19 protein-coding genes, 1 tRNA gene and 1 pseudogene are annotated in these 21270 nt (G+C 61.2%); 6 read left to right on the forward strand and 15 right to left on the reverse strand.

Annotated features, from left to right (window positions below; genetic code table 11):
* Positions 1-194: 194 nt before the first annotated feature.
* The 3 genes from NGR_RS20800 to NGR_RS20810 form a co-directional block, all read right to left on the reverse strand.
* The gene (locus NGR_RS20800) at positions 195-686 is read right to left on the reverse strand and encodes a BA14K family protein (RefSeq protein ID WP_012708442.1); all 492 of its coding nucleotides are present in this window, start codon (positions 684-686) and stop codon (positions 195-197) included.
* Positions 687-872: 186 nt separating this feature from the next.
* Positions 873-1490, reverse strand: coding sequence for a hypothetical protein (locus tag NGR_RS20805; RefSeq protein ID WP_012708443.1), 618 nt, complete (start codon positions 1488-1490; stop codon positions 873-875).
* 113 nt (positions 1491-1603) lie between these two features.
* Positions 1604-2101, reverse strand: a complete 498-nt coding sequence (locus NGR_RS20810) for a helix-turn-helix domain-containing protein (protein ID WP_164924378.1) — start codon at positions 2099-2101, stop codon at positions 1604-1606.
* A 306-nt stretch (positions 2102-2407) separates the two neighbouring features.
* On the opposite strand from NGR_RS20810, the gene NGR_RS20815 reads away from it, so the two are divergent.
* From NGR_RS20815 to NGR_RS20830, 4 genes are all read left to right on the forward strand, one after another.
* Positions 2408-3097, forward strand: coding sequence for a LexA family transcriptional regulator (locus tag NGR_RS20815; protein WP_164924379.1), 690 nt, complete (start codon positions 2408-2410; stop codon positions 3095-3097).
* A gap of 221 nt (positions 3098-3318) precedes the next feature.
* Positions 3319-3645, forward strand: a complete 327-nt coding sequence (locus tag NGR_RS20820; protein WP_012708446.1) for a hypothetical protein — start codon at positions 3319-3321, stop codon at positions 3643-3645.
* Positions 3642-3920: a hypothetical protein gene (locus tag NGR_RS20825; RefSeq protein WP_012708447.1), complete on the forward strand. Its 279-nt coding sequence runs from the start codon at positions 3642-3644 to the stop codon at positions 3918-3920. Before NGR_RS20820 ends, NGR_RS20825 begins: the two co-directional genes overlap by 4 nt.
* A gap of 91 nt (positions 3921-4011) precedes the next feature.
* Positions 4012-4449 carry a hypothetical protein gene (locus NGR_RS20830; protein WP_240545155.1) on the forward strand — a complete coding sequence of 146 codons (438 nt, stop codon included), beginning with the start codon at positions 4012-4014 and terminating at the stop codon, positions 4447-4449.
* Positions 4450-4498: 49 nt separating this feature from the next.
* On the opposite strand, the gene NGR_RS20835 is transcribed toward NGR_RS20830, so the two are convergent.
* The 4 genes from NGR_RS20835 to NGR_RS20850 form a co-directional block, all read right to left on the reverse strand.
* Positions 4499-5254 (reverse strand): pentapeptide repeat-containing protein, encoded by a 756-nt coding sequence (locus NGR_RS20835; protein ID WP_012708449.1) that lies wholly within the window; start codon positions 5252-5254, stop codon positions 4499-4501.
* A 161-nt stretch (positions 5255-5415) separates the two neighbouring features.
* Entirely contained in the window at positions 5416-6408 is a 993-nt protein-coding gene (locus tag NGR_RS20840; protein ID WP_012708450.1) for a TIM44-like domain-containing protein, read from the reverse strand.
* A 127-nt stretch (positions 6409-6535) separates the two neighbouring features.
* Positions 6536-7546: a glycosyltransferase family 2 protein gene (locus NGR_RS20845; protein WP_164924636.1), complete on the reverse strand. Its 1011-nt coding sequence runs from the start codon at positions 7544-7546 to the stop codon at positions 6536-6538.
* A 286-nt stretch (positions 7547-7832) separates the two neighbouring features.
* Positions 7833-8603: a Stf0 family sulfotransferase gene (locus tag NGR_RS20850; RefSeq protein ID WP_012708452.1), complete on the reverse strand. Its 771-nt coding sequence runs from the start codon at positions 8601-8603 to the stop codon at positions 7833-7835.
* Between the two features lie 271 nt (positions 8604-8874).
* Here NGR_RS20850 and NGR_RS20855 point away from each other — a divergent pair.
* Positions 8875-8950: transfer RNA gene (locus tag NGR_RS20855), tRNA-Lys, on the forward strand.
* 204 nt (positions 8951-9154) lie between these two features.
* On the opposite strand, the gene NGR_RS20860 is transcribed toward NGR_RS20855, so the two are convergent.
* The 8 genes and pseudogenes from NGR_RS20860 to NGR_RS20895 form a co-directional block, all read right to left on the reverse strand.
* Entirely contained in the window at positions 9155-10072 is a 918-nt protein-coding gene (locus tag NGR_RS20860; RefSeq protein WP_012708453.1) for a PhzF family phenazine biosynthesis protein, read from the reverse strand.
* A gap of 189 nt (positions 10073-10261) precedes the next feature.
* On the reverse strand, positions 10262-10990 hold the full coding sequence (locus NGR_RS20865; RefSeq protein ID WP_012708454.1) for an NUDIX domain-containing protein: 729 nt from the start codon (positions 10988-10990) through the stop codon (positions 10262-10264).
* Between the two features lies 1 nt (position 10991).
* Entirely contained in the window at positions 10992-12098 is a 1107-nt protein-coding gene (locus tag NGR_RS20870) for an endonuclease/exonuclease/phosphatase family protein (RefSeq protein WP_012708455.1), read from the reverse strand.
* A gap of 216 nt (positions 12099-12314) precedes the next feature.
* Positions 12315-12758, reverse strand: a complete 444-nt coding sequence (locus NGR_RS20875) for a TIGR02594 family protein (RefSeq protein ID WP_012708456.1) — start codon at positions 12756-12758, stop codon at positions 12315-12317.
* 677 nt (positions 12759-13435) lie between these two features.
* The gene (gene gfa, locus NGR_RS20880; protein WP_012708457.1) at positions 13436-14011 is read right to left on the reverse strand and encodes an S-(hydroxymethyl)glutathione synthase; all 576 of its coding nucleotides are present in this window, start codon (positions 14009-14011) and stop codon (positions 13436-13438) included.
* Positions 14012-14240: 229 nt separating this feature from the next.
* Positions 14241-14627 (reverse strand): DUF1176 domain-containing protein, encoded by a 387-nt coding sequence (locus NGR_RS33580; protein WP_164924381.1) that lies wholly within the window; start codon positions 14625-14627, stop codon positions 14241-14243.
* A gap of 113 nt (positions 14628-14740) precedes the next feature.
* Positions 14741-15289: pseudogene (locus tag NGR_RS33865) on the reverse strand (DUF1176 domain-containing protein); the annotation flags it as partial.
* Between the two features lie 198 nt (positions 15290-15487).
* Positions 15488-18418, reverse strand: coding sequence for a beta strand repeat-containing protein (locus NGR_RS20895; protein ID WP_012708460.1), 2931 nt, complete (start codon positions 18416-18418; stop codon positions 15488-15490).
* A 514-nt stretch (positions 18419-18932) separates the two neighbouring features.
* Here NGR_RS20895 and NGR_RS20900 point away from each other — a divergent pair.
* Entirely contained in the window at positions 18933-20957 is a 2025-nt protein-coding gene (locus tag NGR_RS20900) for a BTAD domain-containing putative transcriptional regulator (RefSeq protein ID WP_012708463.1), read from the forward strand.
* Positions 20958-21270: the final 313 nt, after the last annotated feature.

Here is a 21270-nt window from a genome sequence, read left to right on the forward strand (position 1 = left end):
AGCAGTCCCGCTACGCGCACCTCTTCAGGGGGCCGGCCGAAGGGCGCCTTGTCGATATCCATCTTAGCAGAATGTCGACGGTCCCGCCCCTCAATTTCTTGAAAGCTGGCCCATGGCGCCGACGGCGAATCGACGCTGACCGCCTCGTGCCCGGAGCGGCCAGTCACTATCACGAAGAGTCGCCTACAGCTTGCTTATAGATAAGGCGAAACGCATAGTCGACGCGGCCCATAATAGGGCTGGTAGGTGTTGTCGTAGGCCCGATAGGACCGATAGCGCCCATAGCACCAGCGGACGTGGGGATTGCCTCCGGCATAATATCGCGGTCCCGAATAGTACCGCGGCTGCGCCAGCAGCCCGCCGATAATCGCGCCGGCCGCGAGACCACCGAACAATGCGCCAAAATCATCGTCGTCGTCATCGTAGTGCCGGTAGTGATGGCGACGGTATCCGTTTCGGTAGTAGCGATTGCTATAGTGCCCTCGCCGATAGTCGCGCCCGCGAACACAGGGATATCGGCACCCGCTCCCCTTGAATTGTTCACCCCGTTCATAGGAGAACTGGACCCGCTGAACATCGGCGGTTTCCGATTTTACGGTCGGCATGGTGGGAAACGCCCCTGCGGGCGGCGGAACGCTGCTCATCGCCGTCGCCAGCGACAGGGCAATGATTGCTAGCCTCTTCATTGCCATTACCTTTCCTAGGATCTGTCATCCCTTCGAAAGAGAGAATGGCTGAATTCCGGATTTGTGCCAGCGTCTGGAGAGCGATCACGAAGTGTTGATCGCTTCCGCGACATTGGCTTGACCGGACTGGCTGGTTGAGCTCTCGTCGAGCACTTGTGCCGTCTTTGTAGTGGGATAATATTCCTATCACGGCTCAAAACAATTGTCCCTCTCGCCGCAATCGTGCAAACCCTTTTCGAAGACGAGGGCGTTCAATCCCCGCTTGAGCCACAGCAATTGTGCCTCCGGCATCATCCGCAGCCCTTCATAGTCCATCACGCAGACATTGAAGACCGTGGATTTGACCTGCCGCCCCTCGTCGCATCCGAGCAACACGCCTTCGAGCCGCATCATTCTTTCTGTCGCCCGCTTTATCTGGCGATGGCGCTCCTCGGTCGTCTCGGCGGGATGCCCCTGTACCCGGTCGAGCGCTTGGGCACGTATGCTCGGAAAAGGGATGCCGCTAAGGTGATAATATCGCGCCATCACGCGCCCATAGTCGTCACCAGCCTCCCGCTGCGCTTCGGTGATCCGCCCGTCAAGAAACAGCCGTCCAAGCGTATAGCCGGCGAAGGTACTGCTCGTGGCGAGCCCATGCATGCGCTTTCGCGCCGCAAGCGCTACGGCCATGGTCTCCTTTTCGCTCTCGCGCTTCGCCCAATCCGGTTTGATCTTGCCACAGGCGAAGCGCTCGGCATCGATTTTGCGCGGACGTCCGAGTTGCGCCTTGCGCTTTGCACGGAGCTTCTGAGCCTTGCTCAACATTGATTTATCCTTTCGAAATTTCGGGACGAGGAAGAAGCGCGCCGGGTTCGCAATCCCGGCTCTCAAAATCGGGAGCCGGCGCCGCATCCCGGTGCGCTGCAGGTGGCGGCCGATCACGGCACTGGGCGATTCACGACTGCGAGCACCGTCGTATGGTCGCGATGAAAGATGCGGCCGATCCTCGGCAGCGACAGATCTTTCCGCTTCTCGTAGACCGCACGCATGCAGGCATGTCGGGGTTTCACCAACTGACGGTCGCGCCGGACGCTGACAATGTCCGCCCACGTCACGCCAGGAAAGTCCGCGAGCACGGCTGCAACGATCTCCTCGATCGAGGACCTGTCGCAATCCGCTTCGTCGCCGTCATCCGCGCGACGACCTGACAACAGCATTTGAGCTTGCGCGAGCAGCCGCGCCTGAGCATCGGCCAAATCCTCTTCCAGCGTAGCTATTCGACGCGCTTTTGTGGCGTTCGCCGTGGCGAGTTCAGCCAGTTGTGCCTCCAGTTCGGCGATTGCGGGCCATCGTCCGGAGTTGCCCGCAGAGCGGACCAGCCGCTCACGGACCGCCAGATAATGACGATGCTGCCTTGCGAGTTGCGAACTGGTCATGCGCTTTTCCTCCCCACTGTCCAGAGCGCCTGAGGCTCGGCCCAACTCCCGACCTCCCCGGAACCAGCACGAGGCCACATCAATGGTCGACGCGTGCAGCAAACGCAGCCGTCCGTCGCTTGCCCGCTCCTTATACTGTCCTCGCGGTGCTCGATGGCACGCTGGGCGACTGCATCCTCTCCCTTGGAGATCGGATATGGGTAGTTCATAGGCGATTGTCTCCCTTGACTTCTCACTCACGAATGACACCATACATGTTGTGTTGTCAACATGATTTATGTTATGCGTGTTGCTATGCTCCATGTCATGAATGAAAAATCTGAACGATTGCGCCAGGCACGCATCAATGCGAGGTACCGCTTTGCCTCCGATGCGGCGAACGCCCTTGGCATCGTCGCCTCGACTTATCGCGCCCACGAGAACGGCCAGAACGAATTTGACTTTGCCGAGGCCAAGATCTACGCGCGCAAGTTCAACGTCGATCCCGTTTGGCTCATGGGCGAGGCAGCGGACGCAGAGACCGGCGGACCGATCCCGATCCCCAAGCCGGCAGAGGTCGACCCACCGAACGCCGGCCCTCCCACCAAGCTGGTCGGACCGGGCAAGAAAATCCCTGTCTTTGGCCAGGCCGTTGGCGGTGTAGATGGTGAATTTCTGATGAACGGCACTGTGCTGCACGAAGTCCTGGCGCCGCCCATTCTGTCCGACATTTCTGATGCTTACGCGGTTTCAGTATCCGGCGATTCCATGTATCCGCGCTATGAAGACGGCGAAGTTTGCTTTGTCGATCCCGGGCGGCGCGTCAGGAAAGGCGACTATGTGATCGCCCAGATCCGCCTGGAAGAGGGCGGCGCCCTGCTCGCCTACGTGAAGAAATTCGTCCGGCATAACAGTTCCGAGCTGGTACTTGAGCAGTTCAACCCGCAAAAGGAACTGCGCTTCGAGGCCCGCACGGTGCACTCGGTCCATTACATCGCGCTCGCCGGCAACGCCTGAGCGCCCCTTCAGGCCGCAGCCTTCTCAACGACATTCAGGGCGTGCCCTGCCATTGCCCGCCGTTCCGAATCGTCGGCGACCGGCTTCGCGCCCTGAGATCGTGATGTCATCATTTCAACACGGAGAATGTTGACATGTTTCGTGTCGAATGAGATGTTGTCCTCAGGTCGAGATACATCGCCCAACGCGACGGTGACGATTGGAGACTACGAGGAAAGCAGATGTCCATCCCACGCATAAAGTCCAATTTCCACGACCACGTGGAGGAACTCTTCTCGGCCGATTTGCTGCGATCGAGCGACACGGAAAATCAGACGGCGCTGAAGACGTTTCTCTCCTCCACCTATTCGAGCCTCGCCTCGCTGGCCTGGCATTTGGGCGCTGACGGTGACGTTTTTCAGCGCGAAGCCGTGCCTGCGTCGGAAATCACCGACGACGCCTTCTTCGAAATAGCCCGCGAGCGCGAGTTTGCGGGCGTTCGGGCCGACAACACGCAAAGTTCTCATGGAACGCACAACCACCGTCAGCAATTCGGGAGATTCCTATGATGCGCGCCGAGACCTATGCCGTCGTCAATCTCGCCGCCTTGAATCTCATCGAGGCGATAAGCGCCGCCTATTACGTCACCGAGGAGGAAGCTGCCGCCCGCCACGAGTTTCGCGCGCGCCAGATGCTGAAGAAGGTCGCCGCTGCATTGGGGTACGAAGTGGCCACGGTCGTCCGCACCGATGGAGTCGCAGACGAGCCTAAAAAGGATTGCTTCTCCGGCCATCCCGGCCTCAGCCTCGTGCCCATGCCTCATGAAAGGAAGATTGAGATATAGTTTAGCTATGTCCAAGGTCGCGGCTGGAGCGGACATGATCGCCGACGTCTCGGAAAGATCCTACGAACCGTTGACCTTGGCGGATCTGAGGATGATCGCCTCGGCCGCCATGCGAAGTGTCAGCGCCATTTTCGATCGTGCAAAAGTGGCCGGCCTCTATCGCGATCGTCTGCTCCTGCTGGCCCTCGCGCAGGGAAGCGCGCTCCACTACCTCGATGGCGCGAACGGCATAAAGGATTTCGACGTGTGGGCCTACTTCGAGGCCGGTCCCGCAAAACCGTTTCCGCACAGGAAACGGTGGTGCAGCGACCTCGGCCCGACGCGCTTCGGCAGACACCCCGACGATCTCGGCTATTCCGGCCGCCGCCTCGATCTCATGGGCCGATCGATCGAAATGGTCAGCGACGAAGACGCCGAGGACGCCGTGCGGCGATGGCTGGCCTCAAACGCAAGATCGGCCGTCGCCCTACGGCAAAAGCCGGTGTTCTGCCTATTCCCAGAGAGTTCCTTCGGCAAGCGGATCAACTAATGCATGTGGCACGAAAGGTGCGCAGCGCTTTTGGGATAACGAGATGCGCTCAGTCATCGTCTGGAGGGCACGGCCACTTGTCAGGCGCCGCAAGACCAGCGGGAAGTTTCGTTGCAGCATCGCCACAAGCGAGATCGATTTGATCCTGCGTAAGACCCGTTGCAGCCGAAAGGTCTAGCCCCTCGATCCTTGTCAGGAACAGAAAGGCGCGGTCGAAATCGATCGGACCCTCGAAAACTGCGCCGCTCAGATCGGCACGCGAGAGATTGGCCACGGAAAAGCGCGTTCCAGTCACAACAGCCTTGCCGAAATTGGCGCGGCCGAGTTCGGCCTTCTCGAAATCGGCTCCCGTCAGCCGCGCCCCAGAAAAATCGGCGCGCTGCAACTCGGAACTGACGAACAATGCACTCTCGGCGGAAATGCCGGAGAAGTTGCCACGATAGCCCTCGACTCTGGAAAAGTTCGCTTTATCGGCCTTGGCGCCGGCGAGCGAGGCCCGCACCAATGTGGCCTTCTCCAGATTTGCCGCGGTGAGATCAGCGCCGCTCAGATCCGTGGAGGCAAAATCCGTATCGACCAGATTGCCGCCTTTCAGGTCGCTGCCGCCGATCATCAGTTGCCGTTTGTTGCAATCCTGCCAGTCAACCCCGGGTCCCGGCAGGCTCTTGCAATCCGCCGCCGCCGCGCTGCAGGCAAGGCCCGATACGGTGAGCCCGATCAGGCATAAAACGATGCCGCGCCGCTTCACGGCCCAGCTTGGCCGCCACCCTGCATGCTTGGCCGATGCCGATGCCCACAAGACCATGTCAATCGCCCCCTGAGAGGATCTCTATTTTATTATTCAACGCGCTGCGACGAAAGCCGGTCGCCGCCTCCTGCCGAGCGCGGCTTTCCTGCGCCCTGGCACGCACGGCCAAGGCGGCCGGCATCCGCCGGATTGGGAGCACCGATCCCGGCTTTTGCCGCTTATGCTTCGACCGCCTGAATCGCGGAGACCTGCCAGTCGCCGCCCCGCTTGCGCGCGAAAGTCCACAGTTCCACGGCTTCGGTCGGCCGTTCGGCATCGCCGCTGACGATGCGGCCGGTTGCGCGGTCGCGCATCACGTCGATGCTCTCGTAGCGCATGGCAACAGTCGCATAGTCGGTGCCGCTCTCGTTCCAGGCCTCGGCCACGTCGCCCTGGACGAGGTGAACCTCGCGAACGTCGTTCTTGAGGCCCTTCGTCGCGTCCTCGCCAAGCTCTTCGGCAAGGTAGGACATGGCCTCCGGAGTCGTTAGCCGGCGCAAGGCCGCATAATCTTCCGCCGCGTAAGCCGCCTGCAACTCCTTCAGCATCGTTTCGAACCGGTCGAGATCGCCCTGCTCGACGCCGATCTCGTCCGTCTGCGCACCCACGGCAGACGCTGACGCTGTGGTGGAGGTCGCGGCGGCGCTCGCACCGAGGCCACCCGGCCCCTCGCCGATTCTCGGAATGCGGAACGACGACGGCGCTGTTGCGGCTGCTGAAGACTGTGCCGAAGACCCTGCATAGGCCGGGCTCTGCCCACGACCCAACAGTCGCATTGCGAAGGTGACGACGAGGAAGATCAGGCCAAGCTGCAGCAGCAGTCCCAGGAAGCCGATGCCGCCGCCAAACCCGTGGCCGAGCAGCATGCCGAACAGCCCGCCCATCAGCAGACCGCCCAGCATCGAGCCGCCGAAACTGTTGAAGAAGCCGGGACGGTTTGCCGTCCGGTTCTGTGTCGTCGGGCTGGTGGCGCTCGGCGCAGTCTGCCGTGGCGTCATGGTCCGCTCGATCGGCGCAGCCGGAGTGGGCGCCGTGCGTGTTACCGGCGCGGTGGAAAAGGTCCGGCTGCCACGCGAGCCGAATCCCCCGCCGGCGCGCCGGGCGTCGGCGACGTCGACCACCGTCAACATGACCACGAGGGCGACCGCCATTATCGACAGAATACGCTGCATCTATATGCTTCCCATTACAACTCCGACCGCGTTGCGGCCACGCAAGGCGCATATAGCGCTTGCGGTGCGAGAGTTTAAGGGTTTCGGTGCGAATTATGAAAGGACGCCGTATTCATCAATCGCGACGTCATTTCCGCTTCGTTGCTTCCCGCGTCGCGATCGGCTCCGATGCGAAGGGGATAGGGGCGATGAAGCCGAGCTCCAGCAATTGCCTTGACCCGGAAAACCGGACGGAATGCTCATCTGCAAAATCGAATTCGCCGGTTTTCTGCAGGTCATTCAACATCTTGCGGTAAATGGCGGCACCGTCGAAATACTGTCCGTCGCTAACCGCCTGTTCGATCTTCTCGCGGTAATCGGAAAAGAACTTGAAGTGCAGCAACACCCCGGAAATGTCCAGGAAGTTTCTTTCGCAGGGTAGCGGCTGGTGGATGCTGACGCTAAGACTGCAATTCCTGTCCCAAAAGATCAGCGGATATTTGATGAGTTCCAGCACATGCGCGAACTTGCGCTTCCGGGGACCGCCGGTGATGCTTATGGCTCGTTTGGTATAACTGATTTCATAGCCAACGCCGTCGAAATGGTCAGCGATTTCCCACGGCATGCGATGATCGTCGGTGTCGAGCGTGGCCGAGCCGATCGGCTCGATCGGATACATGTCGAGCATGGGAGCAGCGAGGCGCTTGTCGCCCCGCCGTTCGAGTACCTGGATCAGCTTGTCGAGACGCTGATGCTCAGAGTCCTGATAGATCAGAAACTCATCGGAATCGACATTGACATACCACCTGTCCGCGCCGTAGCGGTCGAATAGGGCTTCGCGCCACTCACGACCACGGCGAGCATCGCGGTAACGCAGGGGTGAACCCCACACTTCGACGTCCGCTTGAGAAAGCAGATATTCGCGGGTCCCGTCGGATGAAACGTCATCGACACAGATGAAACGGGAAACGCCGAGCTTCCTGTAATGCGCCAGGAAGGCCGGCATCAGCTTTATGTCGTTGTGCGTATTGAAAACGAGCGGAAGATCATTCTTGGCGAGAGGTCGGGGACCGCCTTCCCGAAGGCAGACCATCGCAATCTCGCGTTTCCTTTTGCGCACTCGAGCCGTGAGCTTGTAGGTCTCATAGCGGGTCAGCAACCGGTCCAGAAGACCCCTGTGGCTTCGCCCGGACCCAGAAAGACGAAAGGGATAATGAAGATCGCCCAATATGCGCTCCAGTCGGCCGTCCACGATACGCGCGTGTACCGATATCGCCTCGAGAATTCAACTCCACACGAGCGGCACACTGACCGCTACCGCATGTGTCCTTAGTTCGTATTCGATTTAGGGACAAAAACATGCAGCAATTCAAAGTGCTGCAGCGACCTGTGCGTCTGAAAAAGACGCACGGCGCTGTAGTTATCGCATGATCCGAATCTGCCCCTCAGAACGCGAACGGATAGCGCGGCTCAAGACTCCGCGTCGCCAGCTTGAAGAAGTTCTTGATCTTCCCGGGTATGTGTTCGCGGCGATCATAGGCGTCCAGCAAGTGTGCAGATTTGCGATCCTCGTTGAAGCGGGCAACCCATTCATCGGTCACCTCGTCGCGCTGAACCGCCATCGTCGTTTCGAGCGCCCCCGGCGCGGGCACCCCCAGGTGTTCTGCGACGCAAGAGATGAAAGGAGATGGGTCCGGGACCAGGTTCTCGTAGACGAACTCGGTGGACTCCGCACCTGTGAGTTCCAGATAGCTCCGCCAGAAACTATAGCTGTCGCGAATATAGAAAAAGCACTTCGCGATCTCTTCGAAATTGTATTGAGGATCAGCATTTCCCTGAACATGGGCAGCAAAACTCCGTGTTTGTCTTGCCCTGGCATAGGAAATGGCTTGCCGTAGCGTGTCGTCGCGTCGCAGGAAGACAAGCGCCACATCGTGTACGGAAAGGCAATATTGAATGAAGTCCATCCCATAGATTTCACGGGTGATGAAAAGATGGTTGGGGAATATTTTCAGCCCGAAGTTGCCATTTTCGGTGGAACTTTTTCGGATGATTTCCTCGAAGAATTCCTCCCACGACAAGGAGCTGGTGTCGAGACGATGGATTTTTGGCGACAGCCATTCGCTCGATTGCCCCATGTTTCCTGAATTATTGATGAGGGAGCCAAGCCAATTCGAGCCGCTTCTCGCCTCGGTCAAAAGTAGATACCCGCGCATAAATCTCCGTCAGATCCGTCTTGCAACGCTCCAGCCGGTCGGGGTGCTAGAGAGAAATGTCGGCGATTTTTGGGGCGCTTCGTGCTCGCCAAAGGTATTGAACTGCCGATCTGGAGCGTTGAGGCCAGTCACGAAAATCGCAGCACGCACTCGCCCACCGGTTCACCGAATGAGGACGATAATTTTTCCCAAGAATTTTGCAGAGGGTGCTGGACAAGCCAGTCGAAGGCCATTATACGCCCCACCAGACCGCTGCGACGCGGTCTTGGACGGGTGATTAGCTCAGTTGGTAGAGCAGCTGACTCTTAATCAGCGGGTCCACGGTTCGAGCCCGTGATCACCCACCAAAAACTCCTCAATGTTGCAATTCCTTGATGTTTTTGCGCGCAACGCGACTCAAGACCGGATTTTGCAGCGCCCCGGTCGATTTGACCAAACTGGTCTACTGTAATTCTCCCTCAGGTGGGCCAATCTGCGGGTACCGATGCAGCTGCCTAAGCATATCGATGCCACCGCCCCGCCCCCGGTAACCGTCGATGGCCTCGGATCGCCTAAACCGCCAATTCCCCCTCGGCAATCTTCACCGCGTGGCCGCCGATACGCGCGGTCGCGATCTTGCCGCCGGCAATGTCGAGGTGCAGATGGATGAAGGAGGGCCTCCCCATCTCCACCCCCTGCTCCACCAGGATCGGGTGGTGCCCATCGACAAGCTCATCGAAGAGGTGAATCGCGCCGGAGAGCGCCGCCACCGCCGCGCCGGTTGCCGGGTCTTCGGAGATCCCCATCTCCGGGCGAAACATGCGGGCATGAAACCGGGCCATGTGGTTGATGCCGCCGCGGCAGTAGAGATAGGCGGCGGCGAGCCGGCCTTCGGCCAGCGGCGCGAGTCGCTCCCAACGCTGCGGGTCGAACTCGACAGCCGCGACGGCACCGACATCGTGCAAGGGCACCATGACAAAGGGAACGCCGGCACTCCAGAAGGAAATGACATGATTCTCGAAACCGATCTGCGTCGCCTTGAGGCTAAGCGCATCGGCAATCGCCTGCTTGTCGAAGCGCGCATCCAGCCGGCTCGGCTTGCGGGGCAGGTCGAATTCGGCAAATGTCGGGCCGCCGGGCCGCAGCCGCACCGCCGCGCGCACCGGCCCCACCTTCTGCTCCAGAATCTGCATGAGATCGAGCGGCTTCTCCGCGTCGCCGTAGAGCCCCTCTGCGAGCGCCACCGCCGCGCCGACGGTCGGGTGCCCGGCAAAGGGCAGTTCGTGCCAAGGCGTGAAGATCCTGAGGCGCACTGAATGGGTGGCACTCCCCGGCCGCTGTATGAAGACGGTCTCGGACAGATTGAATTCCTGGGCAATCGCCTGCATGGCCACGTCGCTCAGGTCTCCGGCATCGAACACCACTGCAAGCGGATTGCCCTCGAGACGCTTCTCGGTGAAGACGTCGTAAATCGCGTAGCGTCGTCCCATGCATCTCCCCTTCGTGAAGGCGCGCGTTTCCCGATGCTCCCTTGTCCGAAACGGACCCGCACGAAGCTTGCTATGCTCTCGCCCCGGCGGCAAGGCGAAAACATCCACAGATTGACCCACGGACAAAAGCATGCAGCATTTCAAGATACGGCAAGCGCCTCCGAGTGGACGCGCGGCGCTGCAACCGCCTCACCGCGCAAAGAGCCACTTGAGGATCGGCGGGATGAACGCCGGATAATTGTGCGCTGTGGGCTCGGGTCCGCGGATTGCCACCGCCTCGTCGATCTCCGGATGCGGATCGGCGGCGACGTGCGCAGCCACCCGCGCAAGCACTTCGTCTGCCGTGGCTGAGAGCCTGAAAACGCGGAAGACAGTGACGGTACTGTCCATGTGAATGGCGTTCCATCCCGTTTCGGCGACCGCCTCGGAAAGCGAAATGCCTGTTTCCTCCTTGACCTCACGGGCAATGTTGCCGGCGACGTCGCAACGTCCGTCGACGATATCTTCCGGCTCCAGCGAACCGCCGGGGCTGTAGACGCGGCCGGGATTGGCCGTGCGGGCACCCATGCGGATGGCGATCATGGCCCCGTCCGAGGAAAACAGCATCGGCATGCCGAAAAGATGATACGCGCCCGGTTCACGCGTTCTTCGCCACCAAAGGAACGTCGAATAGGGTACGATATGGGCTCGCGCGGCGATGTGTCCGTCGGCGATGCGGATCTCCCGCTGCAGCAGCATCCTGCCGTCGAAGAGATGCGGGTTGGCGGCGATCTCGCGCTGCCAGCTTTGCCGCGCTCGTTCCGCCTCGGCGAGATGGAACGGATGCGGCTCGGCCGAAACTTCGATGTCGATCTCCGAGACCGGGAAGACCGTGCCTTCCGCCGGCCAGGCTGCCCGGTTGCCTTCGAGAACGGTCATGTCATATGTCCAGCGTCATGACGAGTGGGCAATGGTCGGAGGCCTTGGGTCGGTCCCAGCCGGTGCGCGGATAACGCTCCACCTCCTGCCCAGCGGGAAAGATCGTCCGGTAGGGTTGGCCGGCGCGGACGATTTCCGGAACACGGCTGGAGTTGCGCCGCGCAAGGGCCGGTGACAGCCAGATGTAGTCGAGTTGGCACAGGTGCCGTTCCTCCGGGCCGCGGCTGTGGAAGAGCGTCCAGCGATCAAGCACCGGCCGCCTCGACATGGGGTTCTCGACAAAGCCGTCATGGCTGAGAATGTCGAGCGCGCTCACCTCTTCCTCATGCGGCACGAATTCGTAGCCGTTGCGCCGGTCGCCGAGGATGACCACCTTCTCCTGATAGTCGTTCATGTCGCCACAAATGGCGAACATCTTGTCCGCGGTATGACCGCGACCGAACCGGCTTTCGATGACGTGGCGCACCGCCTTCGCCTCGGCTGCGCGAAGTGCCATTGTCGCCCGTCGGCCGTCGAGGCCGTCTCGGGCCGGCCCCATCGATTTGAAATGCACCACATAGAGCGTCAGCGGCCGGCCGCCGATCCTCAGATCCACCTCCAGGCAGTCGCGTTTGAAGATGCGGTCGCGCGGACGGTTGGTCAGTGCCAGTTCCTCGTTGAAAAGATCGAGATCTTCATAGGTCAGCGTGGCATGGCTCTTGACCTCCAGGCATTCGATCCTTTGCCCGTCGCGCGTCTCCTCGCGCATCAGCACCGCCACGTCGATGCCCCGAGAGTCGTTGCCTTCGATCAGGTACTTTTGTCGGTAGCCGTTGCCGACCATGCGGAAGAGATAGCCGTATTCGAAGGCCTGCAGCGCCGCCATGTTGTCGGCCTCCTGCAGGCAAAGAATGTCGGCATCGCAGTCGGCGATGGCGAGCGCCGACATCTGCCGCGTGTCGTCCGTATGGGCGATCGTGCGCGCCTCTTCCAGCCGCTGATACTCCGCCTCGCTGCGCACATCGAAAAGCCGCAACACCCGGTCCTGCTTGAGCTGGTTGCGGAAGCCGGAAAAATCGAAGCGGCTGAGCAGGTTCTCGATATTGAAGGTGGCAAGGCGAAGCGACATCGGGCAATCCGCAAAAATGGAAATGCCGCGGAGATTACTGCATGATTCCTTAAATCGGAATCGATTTAAGGACAAAATCATGCAGCATTTCAAAGGCTACAGCGACCTTAGCGCGTCCGAATGGACGCGCGGCGCTGTCGCGCGGGACGACCAAAAGTGTAAAGCGCAACGCCCTCTTTGGCGCCCGATGTCGACTGGGACGCAGCCTTGTCCGTTCTAGCGCCTGACGGCGACCACTTGGCCGCGGCTGAAATAGGACAGTTGCACCCTTCCGGACTGATTGCCGCCGATCAACCGCGCGGTCGATTTCGACAGCGTGGAGAGGATCCCGACATGATAGCTACGGCCGGTCCTGACCACGATGACGTCGCCCGGGCGGGCGTAGGAAAGCTTGATCGGCGCCCCGAACCGGATCCAGGACCGCGCAAAGCTGTAGCTCTGTGGCGGTTGCCGACCGGCTTTTCGGGCGATCATGCCCATGAAGTGTCCGCACCAGGGCGTGCGTGCCGGGTTGATGCCAAGGGCGGCGCGCAGCCGCTTGTTGTTCTTGACCTCGTGCAGACCCGCATATTGCTGGGCCTGGGCCAGCATGCCTGCCGACGTGGTCTCCGGTGATGTAAGCGCGACTAATGCCGCAGTCAGAAACGCCACAACCTTCATGAGTCGGGTCTCCTTTGTGCGCGGGCCGGCCTCATGCCGGGTTGCGCCGCTCTGCGTTTCCGTCCATCGCACCGGGTATGCCCCCCGTAGGCGCGCAAATTCCTTGCACGCAAAGAGCCGCCCGCGTTCGGGAGAGCGTCCCGAACGCGCGAATGAAATGCTCCGGAATCAAAGGGCTAGAGCGTCCTTGATCGAGGCGCGCGACAAACCTCAGGCGAACCTGAGAGGCCGAAGCTTTGCATGGCTCCGCCCGAGAGCGGTGCAGCCCTATGGCAACCACGCAAACTACATCACGCCTTCGCTACGACGTACGAAAGACTCTCTAGCGCTTTGAGGCTGCACATCTCCTATCGCTGGATCCCGATGTCGAGTTCCAGGATTGAAGTTGCAGCCGGCCCGCAAACTGCAATGGCCGTGCCCCAACCTGATGGCGGTCGCTCAGCGAGATATGGAATTCCCCTGCCAGCCGTTGGTCAGCGTCAGGACTTTGCCGGTGAGGTGCAGCGAAATTGTGGCAGAGATCGCGCCTAACGTGCGCGAGGCGCGCATTTCTACGCCGATCCGGCTGGATCGACCCAAAATTGGCGCGCCGACACCCCGAGGCACCGGGATTTTTCGCGCGTGCATTTCTGGTTCGTCACCCGCGCAGCGCGCGGCGGCACTCGAAGCGTTCCCCCCTACTGCGTCAGAACGCCGCTCTTCTTTGCTGTCCAGGCAGCAATGAAGTCCATGAGATCGGGCGACAGGCAGTCGTAGGGTTCGAGGCCGAGCTGCCTTAGATGATTGCGGACCGAATTCATTCTCGAGGGGTCGACGCCCGCCTCGATGATCGACGAAACGAAGGCCGCGAAAGTGGGCTCCGGCCATCCGCGCTCCTGGAAGCGTTCCGGATGAATGAAGTCGAGCCCCTGGAACGCGTGCTCGCGCTCGACCGGCCCGTACATGTGCACGCCGCATTCCCGGCACCGATGGCGTCGGATCAGCGCCGTCGGATCGACGATCTCCAGCTTGTCGCCGTTTTCGATCACGCTGACATTCTCATGAGGCGTGACCGCCACGATAGAAAAAGTAGCGTCGGCCGGTTTCCAGCATTTCGTACAGCCGCAGGCGTGATTATGCGCGATCCCGCCGGATATCCTGACTTTGACCGGGCGGTCAGTGCAGGCGCAGACCAGCGTGCCGCCGCTGAAGCCCGGATCGCCCTTGGCGAAGCCGTTGTCGAGCCATGGATGCAGTGAAATAGGGGTTTCCATTTGTTCCTCCCTCGGCTGCACTCCCGTGCCGCGCCTCTCCGGACTCGTGCAACCTTCTCAAGCGTTTACGCCGGATCTGGCCCTCAGCCTGCGCACCGGCGAAGAGACCGCGACGTTCAGCCCCGAGAATAGCACTGAACGCCTCCGTTGCCGAATTCCATCTGGATGCGGACCCGCCGCCGATTGCGTCGTCACGGAGAAACACAGCCCTTGAGCATCGTGCATTCCCTCATTCCCTGTTAGCGCGATAGATCACGGGCCACTCGCTGGCTACGATACCTCGACACGTGTCGAGCCTGCCGTAACGCAGCAGTTGGAAACGCTCGCCGTCCCACACCCATTCCCCCTTCTCGCCACAGTCTCCGGCCCCACGCCCGGCATTTGTTGCCGAAAGCGTCAAGCCGTCTCTGGAGATCGAAGGATTGACGAGTTCGGTCAGCACCGAAACGCCATTTTGGAAGCGACCGTTACTGCTGCCGTGGTCTTCGAAGACGACCGGGGTGACCTGCCCCTCCGCGACGATAAAGAACGAGTAGCCGATATTGTAGGCGGCTGCCCAATTGCAGATGCCCCATAGTGTCTGCCTTGCCGAGAGGCGGGCAACGATCGGCTCCATGCCATCCGGGCAGGAAGAATATCGGCGTCCTTCGTCGCATCTGCGGTGGAAGCCGGCGGCGGACTGTCCTCGACGATTTGGATTGGTTTCGCCGCCACAAGCGGCGCCTCGGGAACTGCGGGAACCCTGGAAGCGGGCTGCCAGCCCTTGTTGACGAGGGCCGTAACAGTCCCACCGCGCATTTGCCTGTCGTCGACGAAACGAAGCGACGGCACCGATCCCGCCACCGCGATCACCACGCGCGCCAAAGCCCTCCCATTCTTGTCGCTCCTTGAAATGCGGAGTTGCCTGGCCTTGCCCAGCGCAACGAAAAAGGCATCGGCATTCTGACCGGACAGCACCGCCTTCGTGTAAACACCGTCCTGCTCGCTGATGAACCCGCCCACTTCCTGATCGTCCAGGAAGACTTCCAGCTTCCTATCCGTTCGTGGTTCGACGTCATAAAAACCAAAGGTCACGAGAGGCGCAGCCTTCGCCGCGCCGCCACGCTCGATCTTCACGAACCCGATTTCCGCAACACCCTCCTCGGGCAGTCCGATGGCCGAGCAGGATCGGAGATTGTCGCAACCGGCGACCCAGTTCTCGAAATACGCCATCTCCTGGGCAAGAACATTGGAAGCCGACAACACGAGCGCTATCGCCGATTTCATAAAGCTACGCATTTTCTAGCCTTTTCTGAATAACGGAATAGAGACCATCAAGCGGGACAGGTCGCTGCAAGCAAATTATGGACAAACGGCATCGGAATCTCCGAACAATGAGCGCTCAGCGGCTGGCGGCCCGAATGTTTTACTGACTGGACGGGGCGGGATACTGTCTATCCCGCCCCGTCTCGCTATCAATAGGCTAGCGAAACCGCGTCAGGCGAGGAGTAAATCTCTAGTCGAGAGCGTCGTGACACCCTTCAGGATCGCCACCAGTTCGAGGTCCGCCTCGCTGCCCTTGCCGTCGGCGTCGAACCACAGGCGGCCGTTGTCGCTTTCGAACAGAAAGGTGCCCTTCGTGCTGGTCGCCACCGGATCGGCGCCGACGACGAGCGTCACGCTGGCGTCGGCGGCGGCAATGCCGTAGTCGCTCTTGTCGATCAGCAACTTGTCCTGGCCGCGGGTGAAGTCGGTGATGACGTCGCCCTCGCCGTCGCGGCCGGAACGGTCGAAGACGAACAGGTCGTTGCCGGTGCCGCCGGTCAGCCAGTCGTCGCCGGCGCCGCCGTTCAGCCGGTCGACGCCGGCGCGGCCGTCGAGGACGTCGTCGGCCCCACCGCCGTTGAGGGTGTTGGCGAGCGCGTCGCCGCGGAGGACGTCATCATTGCCGCTGCCGTTGATGATCTCGAAGTTCTTCACCGTCAGGCCCTGCGCCATGCCCCTGTTCGAGGCCTGGCTCTGCAGATCGAGCACGACCGAGATGTCGCTGGCATTCGCGAAGGACAGCGTGTCGGTGCCGGCGCCGCCGTCGAAGACGTCCGTCCCGCTGAACACGGTGCGCACCAGCGTATCGTTGCCGGCATCGCCGAAGAGGCTGTCGCTGCCGGCGCCGTCGTGCAGCACGTCATTGCCGGCTCCGCCGCGCAGCGTGTCGTTGCCGGCATTGCCCTCCAGACGATCGTTGAGGCTGCCGCCGGTGACGGTATCCTTGCCGGCACTGCCGAGATAGTTCAGCACCTCGAAGGCTTTGAACGAGGTGGTCGTGTCGACGGTGGCGCTGCCGGTCGCGAAGCTGAAGGAGATGTCCTTCGTCTGGTTGCGCGCGTCGAGATCGAGCGTGTCGGTCCCGGTACCACCGTCGGCGGTGTCGCCGATCCCGGCATAGACGCGGTCATTGCCGTCTTCGCCGGAGATCTTGTCGCGGCCGCCGTAGAAACCGACGCCGTCGCCCGACAGCGTGTCGTTGCCGAGGCCGCCGGCCAGCGTGTCGTTGCCGAGATTGCCGGCCAGCACGTCGTCGCCGGCGCCGCCGGTCAGGCTGTCGTGGCCGTTGCCGCCGTGCAAGGCATCATTCAATGCGCCGCCGACGAAGATATCGTTGCCGCTGCCGCCGACGAGCTTCACCCGCTCGATGTTCTTGACCGCGACTGGCGCGTTGCTGACGGTGACGGAGGGAGCGAGCTTGAAGGTGACCCCAGCCGTATATTTGGAGAAATCGATCCCCGCGAAATCGGTACCGGTTCCGCCATCGAGCGTCAGCTTTCCGGTCGAGGCTGTCCGCTCGAACGAGTCGTTGCCGGTGCCGAGATCGACCGTGTTGTTACCAATCAGGGCACCGCTGTCGCCGACGGTGACCGTGTCGTTGCCGTCGCCGGCGTTGATGACATTGGTGCCGCCGAAGTCGATGAGGCGGTCGTTGCCGGCCCCGGAGGAGAGGCTGTCATTGCCGGTGCCGCCATCGAGCATGTCGGATCCGGCGGTGCCGATCAGCGTGTCGTTGCCGGCAAAGCCGGAGAAGCTGACGCTCTGGGCGCTGCCGACCGACTTGACGACGTCATTGCCGGCGCCGAACGACACCCGGTAGTGCTCGAAGTTCTTGAGGCTGGTGCCGTCCGACAGCGTCGCTGTCGCATTCGTCGCCGAGAAGCTCAGGCTTGCCGTCGCCGCACGCCGATCGACGATAACCGTATCCGTGCCGGCTCCGCCGTCACCGCTGTCGGCGCCGCCGTCGCCGAGGGTGACGACATCATTTCCGTCACCGCCCGACACGCTGTCTTTGCCGATGCCCGCATTGAGATTGTCGTTGCCGGCGCCGCCGCTGACCGAGTCGTTGCCGGCACCGCTATCGACGACGTCGTTGCCCGCTCCGGTGACGATCTTGTTGATCCCGGTGCCGGTCGCAACGATGGTGTAGTGGTCCATGCCGACGAAGGTCGTGCCGCCGGCCAGCGTGTTGAGCTGCGTCGGCAGCTTTGCCGTGAAATCGCCTGTGAAGTTGCGGATGACCAGGCGATCGCTGCCGCCGGCGTCGGTGATCGTGTCCTTGCCCTCGCCATAGATGTAGGTGATCGTGTCGTTGCCCAGTCCGCCCTCGACCTTGTCGTCGCCGGCGCCGCCGTCGAGCATGTCGTCACCATCATCGCCGAACAGGCTGTCCGTGCCCAGGCCACCGGAAACGGAGTCGGATCCGGTGCCGCCGCGAACGTCGTCGTTGCCGCCGTCGCCGGCAAGAAAATCGTTGCCATTATCCCCGGTGAGGACATCATTGCCGTCACCGCCGTTGAGGAAATCCAGTCCATAGCCGCCTTTCAGGGTGTCGTTGCCGAGGTCCCCCATCAGCAAGTCGGCACCGCGGCCGCCGGTCAGCTTGTCGTCGCCCTCGCCCCCCGAGAGCATGTCACTGTAGTTACCGCCAGTGACCATGTCGGCGAAATCGGTGCCGGTAATGTAAAACGCTTCGACATTGGTGGCCTGGATGTTGCCTGTCAGCGTCTGCGGCGTAATCCAGTCGCGGATCGTGATGCTAACGCCTTCCGAGAGTTCGGAATAGTTGACCATCAGGCGGTCCGTGCCCGATCCGCCGTCGACGACGTCGCCGTCGCCAAAGTCGAGCTCGCGCAGCAGCGGCACTTCCGACATGATCGTATCGCGTCCCGAGCCGCCGTTGATATGGTCGCTCGCGTCACCGCCATCGAGGAAATCATCGCCGCTGTTGCCGTTCACTGTGTCTTCGCCCGTATCGCCGAAGATCATGTCGCCTTGGAATGAGCCGCTGAGCGTATCGTTTCCGCCCATGCCTAAAATCTGGTCCGTGCCGAAATCGCCATCCAGCGTATCGGCGCCGTCGGTGCCAGGTATCATTTTCATTTGTCTCTCCTGAGTACTTGTTGGCATAGAAGCTTCGTTCGCCGGCTAGGAGCAGCGTCGAAGCGGATTTGAGTTTTTCGGAAAATGCTGCCGCGGCTGGATGCCGGCGACCTTGCTTGAGAGGACGTCTTCGCTAACGGTTCTTGATCACGGCCTTATCTCCCCGAATCCGGACGACTACGTCCATGTCCGCCATATTGTTCAGAAAAATCCGGCGCGGTGTTCCCATGGAAACAGCCTGAATGTGGCGAAGAACTCTACTTCGATCGTCACGGAGAAAGCTGGAGGCGCAGACGGATCATGCTGAAAATTTTAAGTTTCCTCGCTGAATATAGTGGACGTTATATTTCATCTGACCCGACAGGAACGCTCCATCCGGCATCGGAGACCGCACGCCCCGAGCATATTCCACTCCTTGGCGTCGAAGGGCGACTCGCGTTTCGATGCTGCTTGTCGCATTGGGCCGCACCCGATTTGAAAATTGAGCATAAGCCGTCCGTGAAAAGAGCGTGAAATGAGCGAGGGACCGAGGTTTTCAGAGAGCGTCCACGCATCGCGGGTCAACTTCACCCTGCTTGGAGGGTTCGCCGTGTGCTCCGGCAAGGGCGAAGCGCTGATCCTGCCGACTGCGAAGGTCCGGCTTCTTGCCGCCTATCTCGCTTTGACAGCCGGCCAGTATCAGGCCCGCTCGAAGCTCTGTGCGCTCTTTTGGGAGGACCGCGGCGCCGATCAGGCGCGGGCGAGCCTGCGCAATGCGCTGGCGTCCATCCGCTTCGTGTTGGGCGACCGGATACTGATCGCGAACCGCGACGCGGTAATGTTCGATCCGGACTTCATTTCCGTCGACGTCAGCGAACTCGAGGCGCTTGCGGCCGGGAGTGCGGCAACGGCCGGAGCCGAAACGGCGCGGCGCCTTTCCTCTCCGTTTCTGGAAGGCTCGACGGTCTCGGGGGAAGAGCTATCGGAATGGATCGAGTTCGAACGAACGCGGTGCCGCAATCTGTCTGAAATACTGCTTGCAAAGACGGCAGAACAGCTTGCCGGCGTCGGCGAAGAAGCCGCCGCCGTGGCGCTCGCCCAGCAACTGGCCGCGCTCGACCCCTTTCGGGAAAAGAGCCATCGATTGCTGATGCGGCTCTATGCGCGCCAGGGAGAGCACGCGCTCGCCATGGCGCAATTCCAGAGGTGCCGCCAACTGCTAGCCGACGAGCTCGGAACCGAGCCCTCGCCGCAAACCGTCGCCCTGGCCGATGAACTATCGTTGAAAGGGATGCCTGCCCGGGAGGCCAGACGCCCGGAAGTCGCATCCACGTCCCTGCAACGGCAAACGGCGCGGGCTGCGGAGACCGATTTCCGAATCTCCATCGCCGTCCTCCCCTTTCTCCGTCCGGCGGAAGATGCCGACCAGTCTTTCCTCGCGGAGGGCCTTGCAGAGGATCTGATCACGGAGCTTTCGCGTCATAAGGATTTCCTCGTCATTGCCCGCCAATCGACCTTAGCACTCGACCCCGAACCGCGGCATGCAGAGCACGCCGCTCGGGCACTTGATGTCCGCTATGTGCTCACCGGCAATCTCAGACGACGGGGCGAGGATCTCAGTCTCGGCGTCCAGCTCGTCGACACGGCCACTCACCGCACCGTCTGGGCCGAACGCTACACCCGCAAGCTTGAAGAGATATTCGCGGTCCAGGAGGAAATCGTCGGTCTCATCATCACTGCAGTCGACGCGGAGGTGCGCTCGTCCGAGCGCGAACGGGCGCTGCGCAAACTGCCCGAGACCATGGATGCCTGGGAACTCTTCCACCGCGGCCTCTGGCACGTCTACAATTTCTCGATTGACCAAATCGAGGCGGCGGAGGAATGCTTCAGGCGCGCGACGGTCCTCCACCCACGCTTCGCGCTCGGCCACGCTGGCCTGGCGCAGGCCGCGGTCGTGCGCATCGTCTGGCAGATGTCGGAAGATATCCCCGCAACACTTGAGTCCGGCCTCGCCCACGCCCGCCATGCCGTCGCCCTCGATGGCGCCCATCCGTATCCGCACGTCATGCTGGGGAGGCTTCTCACCTGTCAGGGCGAGCTCGGTCTTGCCCATGATCATCTTCGCATAGCCATAGAGCTCAACCCGAGCTACGCCCATGCCTTCTACGCGCTGGCGCAGGTGCATATCTGGTCCGGACGGCCGGGCGAAGCCCTTTCCTACATCGATCGCGCCATCCGCTTCAGTCCGCGCGATCCGCTTCTCAGCATGTTCATGACCGTGCGTTCGGTCTGTCTCTTCCTGATCGGCGACATCGCCGGTGCGGAGGCTTCGGCCCGCGCCGCAATCGGCCGCCAGGCACGCGAGTGCTGGTCGCGATTGGGACTTGCCGCAGCACTCGCCGAGAGCGGCCGTACCGACGAGGCGTTGGCAACAGTCGCCGAGGCCAAGACGATCCTGCCGAACCTCTCGATCGCGACCCTCGATAACCTGATCGGACGAATGGCGCCGGCGCCGCGCCAACGTATTATAAACGCATTGAACCGGGCAGGCCTTGAATAGCCGGTTTTGCAAAGGCGAAAAGCCATCGGCCGCGCTCCAACCGCATTGCGGCGCAGCATTTCCTAAATACTTGATAAAGTTGACGCACGAAGCGGTTGCCATCGGCATCACCAAGCCATCCTAGTGCGGCGCAATACAATTACTCCGTTTGGCCGCCAAGATTATTCTGGAGGAATTGCTAAAATACATGTATCTTTCGAGCTAGATCGCCCTTGGGAGGGGTTAGAATTCCGGGGATTGGTCGAAGCGATAAGACAAATATTTGCTATACGAGGCCCAGATTAACATCTGCTGGCCGTCATATTCATGATCT

It is taken from the genome of Sinorhizobium fredii NGR234, assembly GCF_000018545.1.
In the GTDB taxonomy this organism is placed as follows: Bacteria; Pseudomonadota; Alphaproteobacteria; order Rhizobiales; family Rhizobiaceae; genus Sinorhizobium; species Sinorhizobium fredii_A.

Bases quoted from the DNA above. Each gene is read 5' to 3' on its own strand.
- NGR_RS20800 (WP_012708442.1), bottom strand. From the start codon at position 686: ATGAAGAGGCTAGCAATCATTGCCCTGTCGCTGGCGACGGCGATGAGC.
- NGR_RS20805 (WP_012708443.1), bottom strand. From the start codon at position 1,490: ATGTTGAGCAAGGCTCAGAAGCTCCGTGCAAAGCGCAAGGCGCAACTC.
- NGR_RS20810 (WP_164924378.1), bottom strand. From the start codon at position 2,101: ATGACCAGTTCGCAACTCGCAAGGCAGCATCGTCATTATCTGGCGGTC.
- NGR_RS20815 (WP_164924379.1), top strand. From the start codon at position 2,408: ATGAATGAAAAATCTGAACGATTGCGCCAGGCACGCATCAATGCGAGG.
- NGR_RS20820 (WP_012708446.1), top strand. From the start codon at position 3,319: ATGTCCATCCCACGCATAAAGTCCAATTTCCACGACCACGTGGAGGAA.
- NGR_RS20825 (WP_012708447.1), top strand. From the start codon at position 3,642: ATGATGCGCGCCGAGACCTATGCCGTCGTCAATCTCGCCGCCTTGAAT.
- NGR_RS20830 (WP_240545155.1), top strand. From the start codon at position 4,012: ATGATCGCCTCGGCCGCCATGCGAAGTGTCAGCGCCATTTTCGATCGT.
- NGR_RS20835 (WP_012708449.1), bottom strand. From the start codon at position 5,254: ATGGTCTTGTGGGCATCGGCATCGGCCAAGCATGCAGGGTGGCGGCCA.
- NGR_RS20840 (WP_012708450.1), bottom strand. From the start codon at position 6,408: ATGCAGCGTATTCTGTCGATAATGGCGGTCGCCCTCGTGGTCATGTTG.
- NGR_RS20850 (WP_012708452.1), bottom strand. From the start codon at position 8,603: ATGCGCGGGTATCTACTTTTGACCGAGGCGAGAAGCGGCTCGAATTGG.
- NGR_RS20860 (WP_012708453.1), bottom strand. From the start codon at position 10,072: ATGGGACGACGCTACGCGATTTACGACGTCTTCACCGAGAAGCGTCTC.
- NGR_RS20865 (WP_012708454.1), bottom strand. From the start codon at position 10,990: ATGACCGTTCTCGAAGGCAACCGGGCAGCCTGGCCGGCGGAAGGCACG.
- NGR_RS20870 (WP_012708455.1), bottom strand. From the start codon at position 12,098: ATGTCGCTTCGCCTTGCCACCTTCAATATCGAGAACCTGCTCAGCCGC.
- NGR_RS20875 (WP_012708456.1), bottom strand. From the start codon at position 12,758: ATGAAGGTTGTGGCGTTTCTGACTGCGGCATTAGTCGCGCTTACATCA.
- gfa (WP_012708457.1), bottom strand. From the start codon at position 14,011: ATGGAAACCCCTATTTCACTGCATCCATGGCTCGACAACGGCTTCGCC.
- NGR_RS33580 (WP_164924381.1), bottom strand. From the start codon at position 14,627: ATGGAGCCGATCGTTGCCCGCCTCTCGGCAAGGCAGACACTATGGGGC.
- NGR_RS20895 (WP_012708460.1), bottom strand. From the start codon at position 18,418: ATGAAAATGATACCTGGCACCGACGGCGCCGATACGCTGGATGGCGAT.
- NGR_RS20900 (WP_012708463.1), top strand. From the start codon at position 18,933: ATGAGCGAGGGACCGAGGTTTTCAGAGAGCGTCCACGCATCGCGGGTC.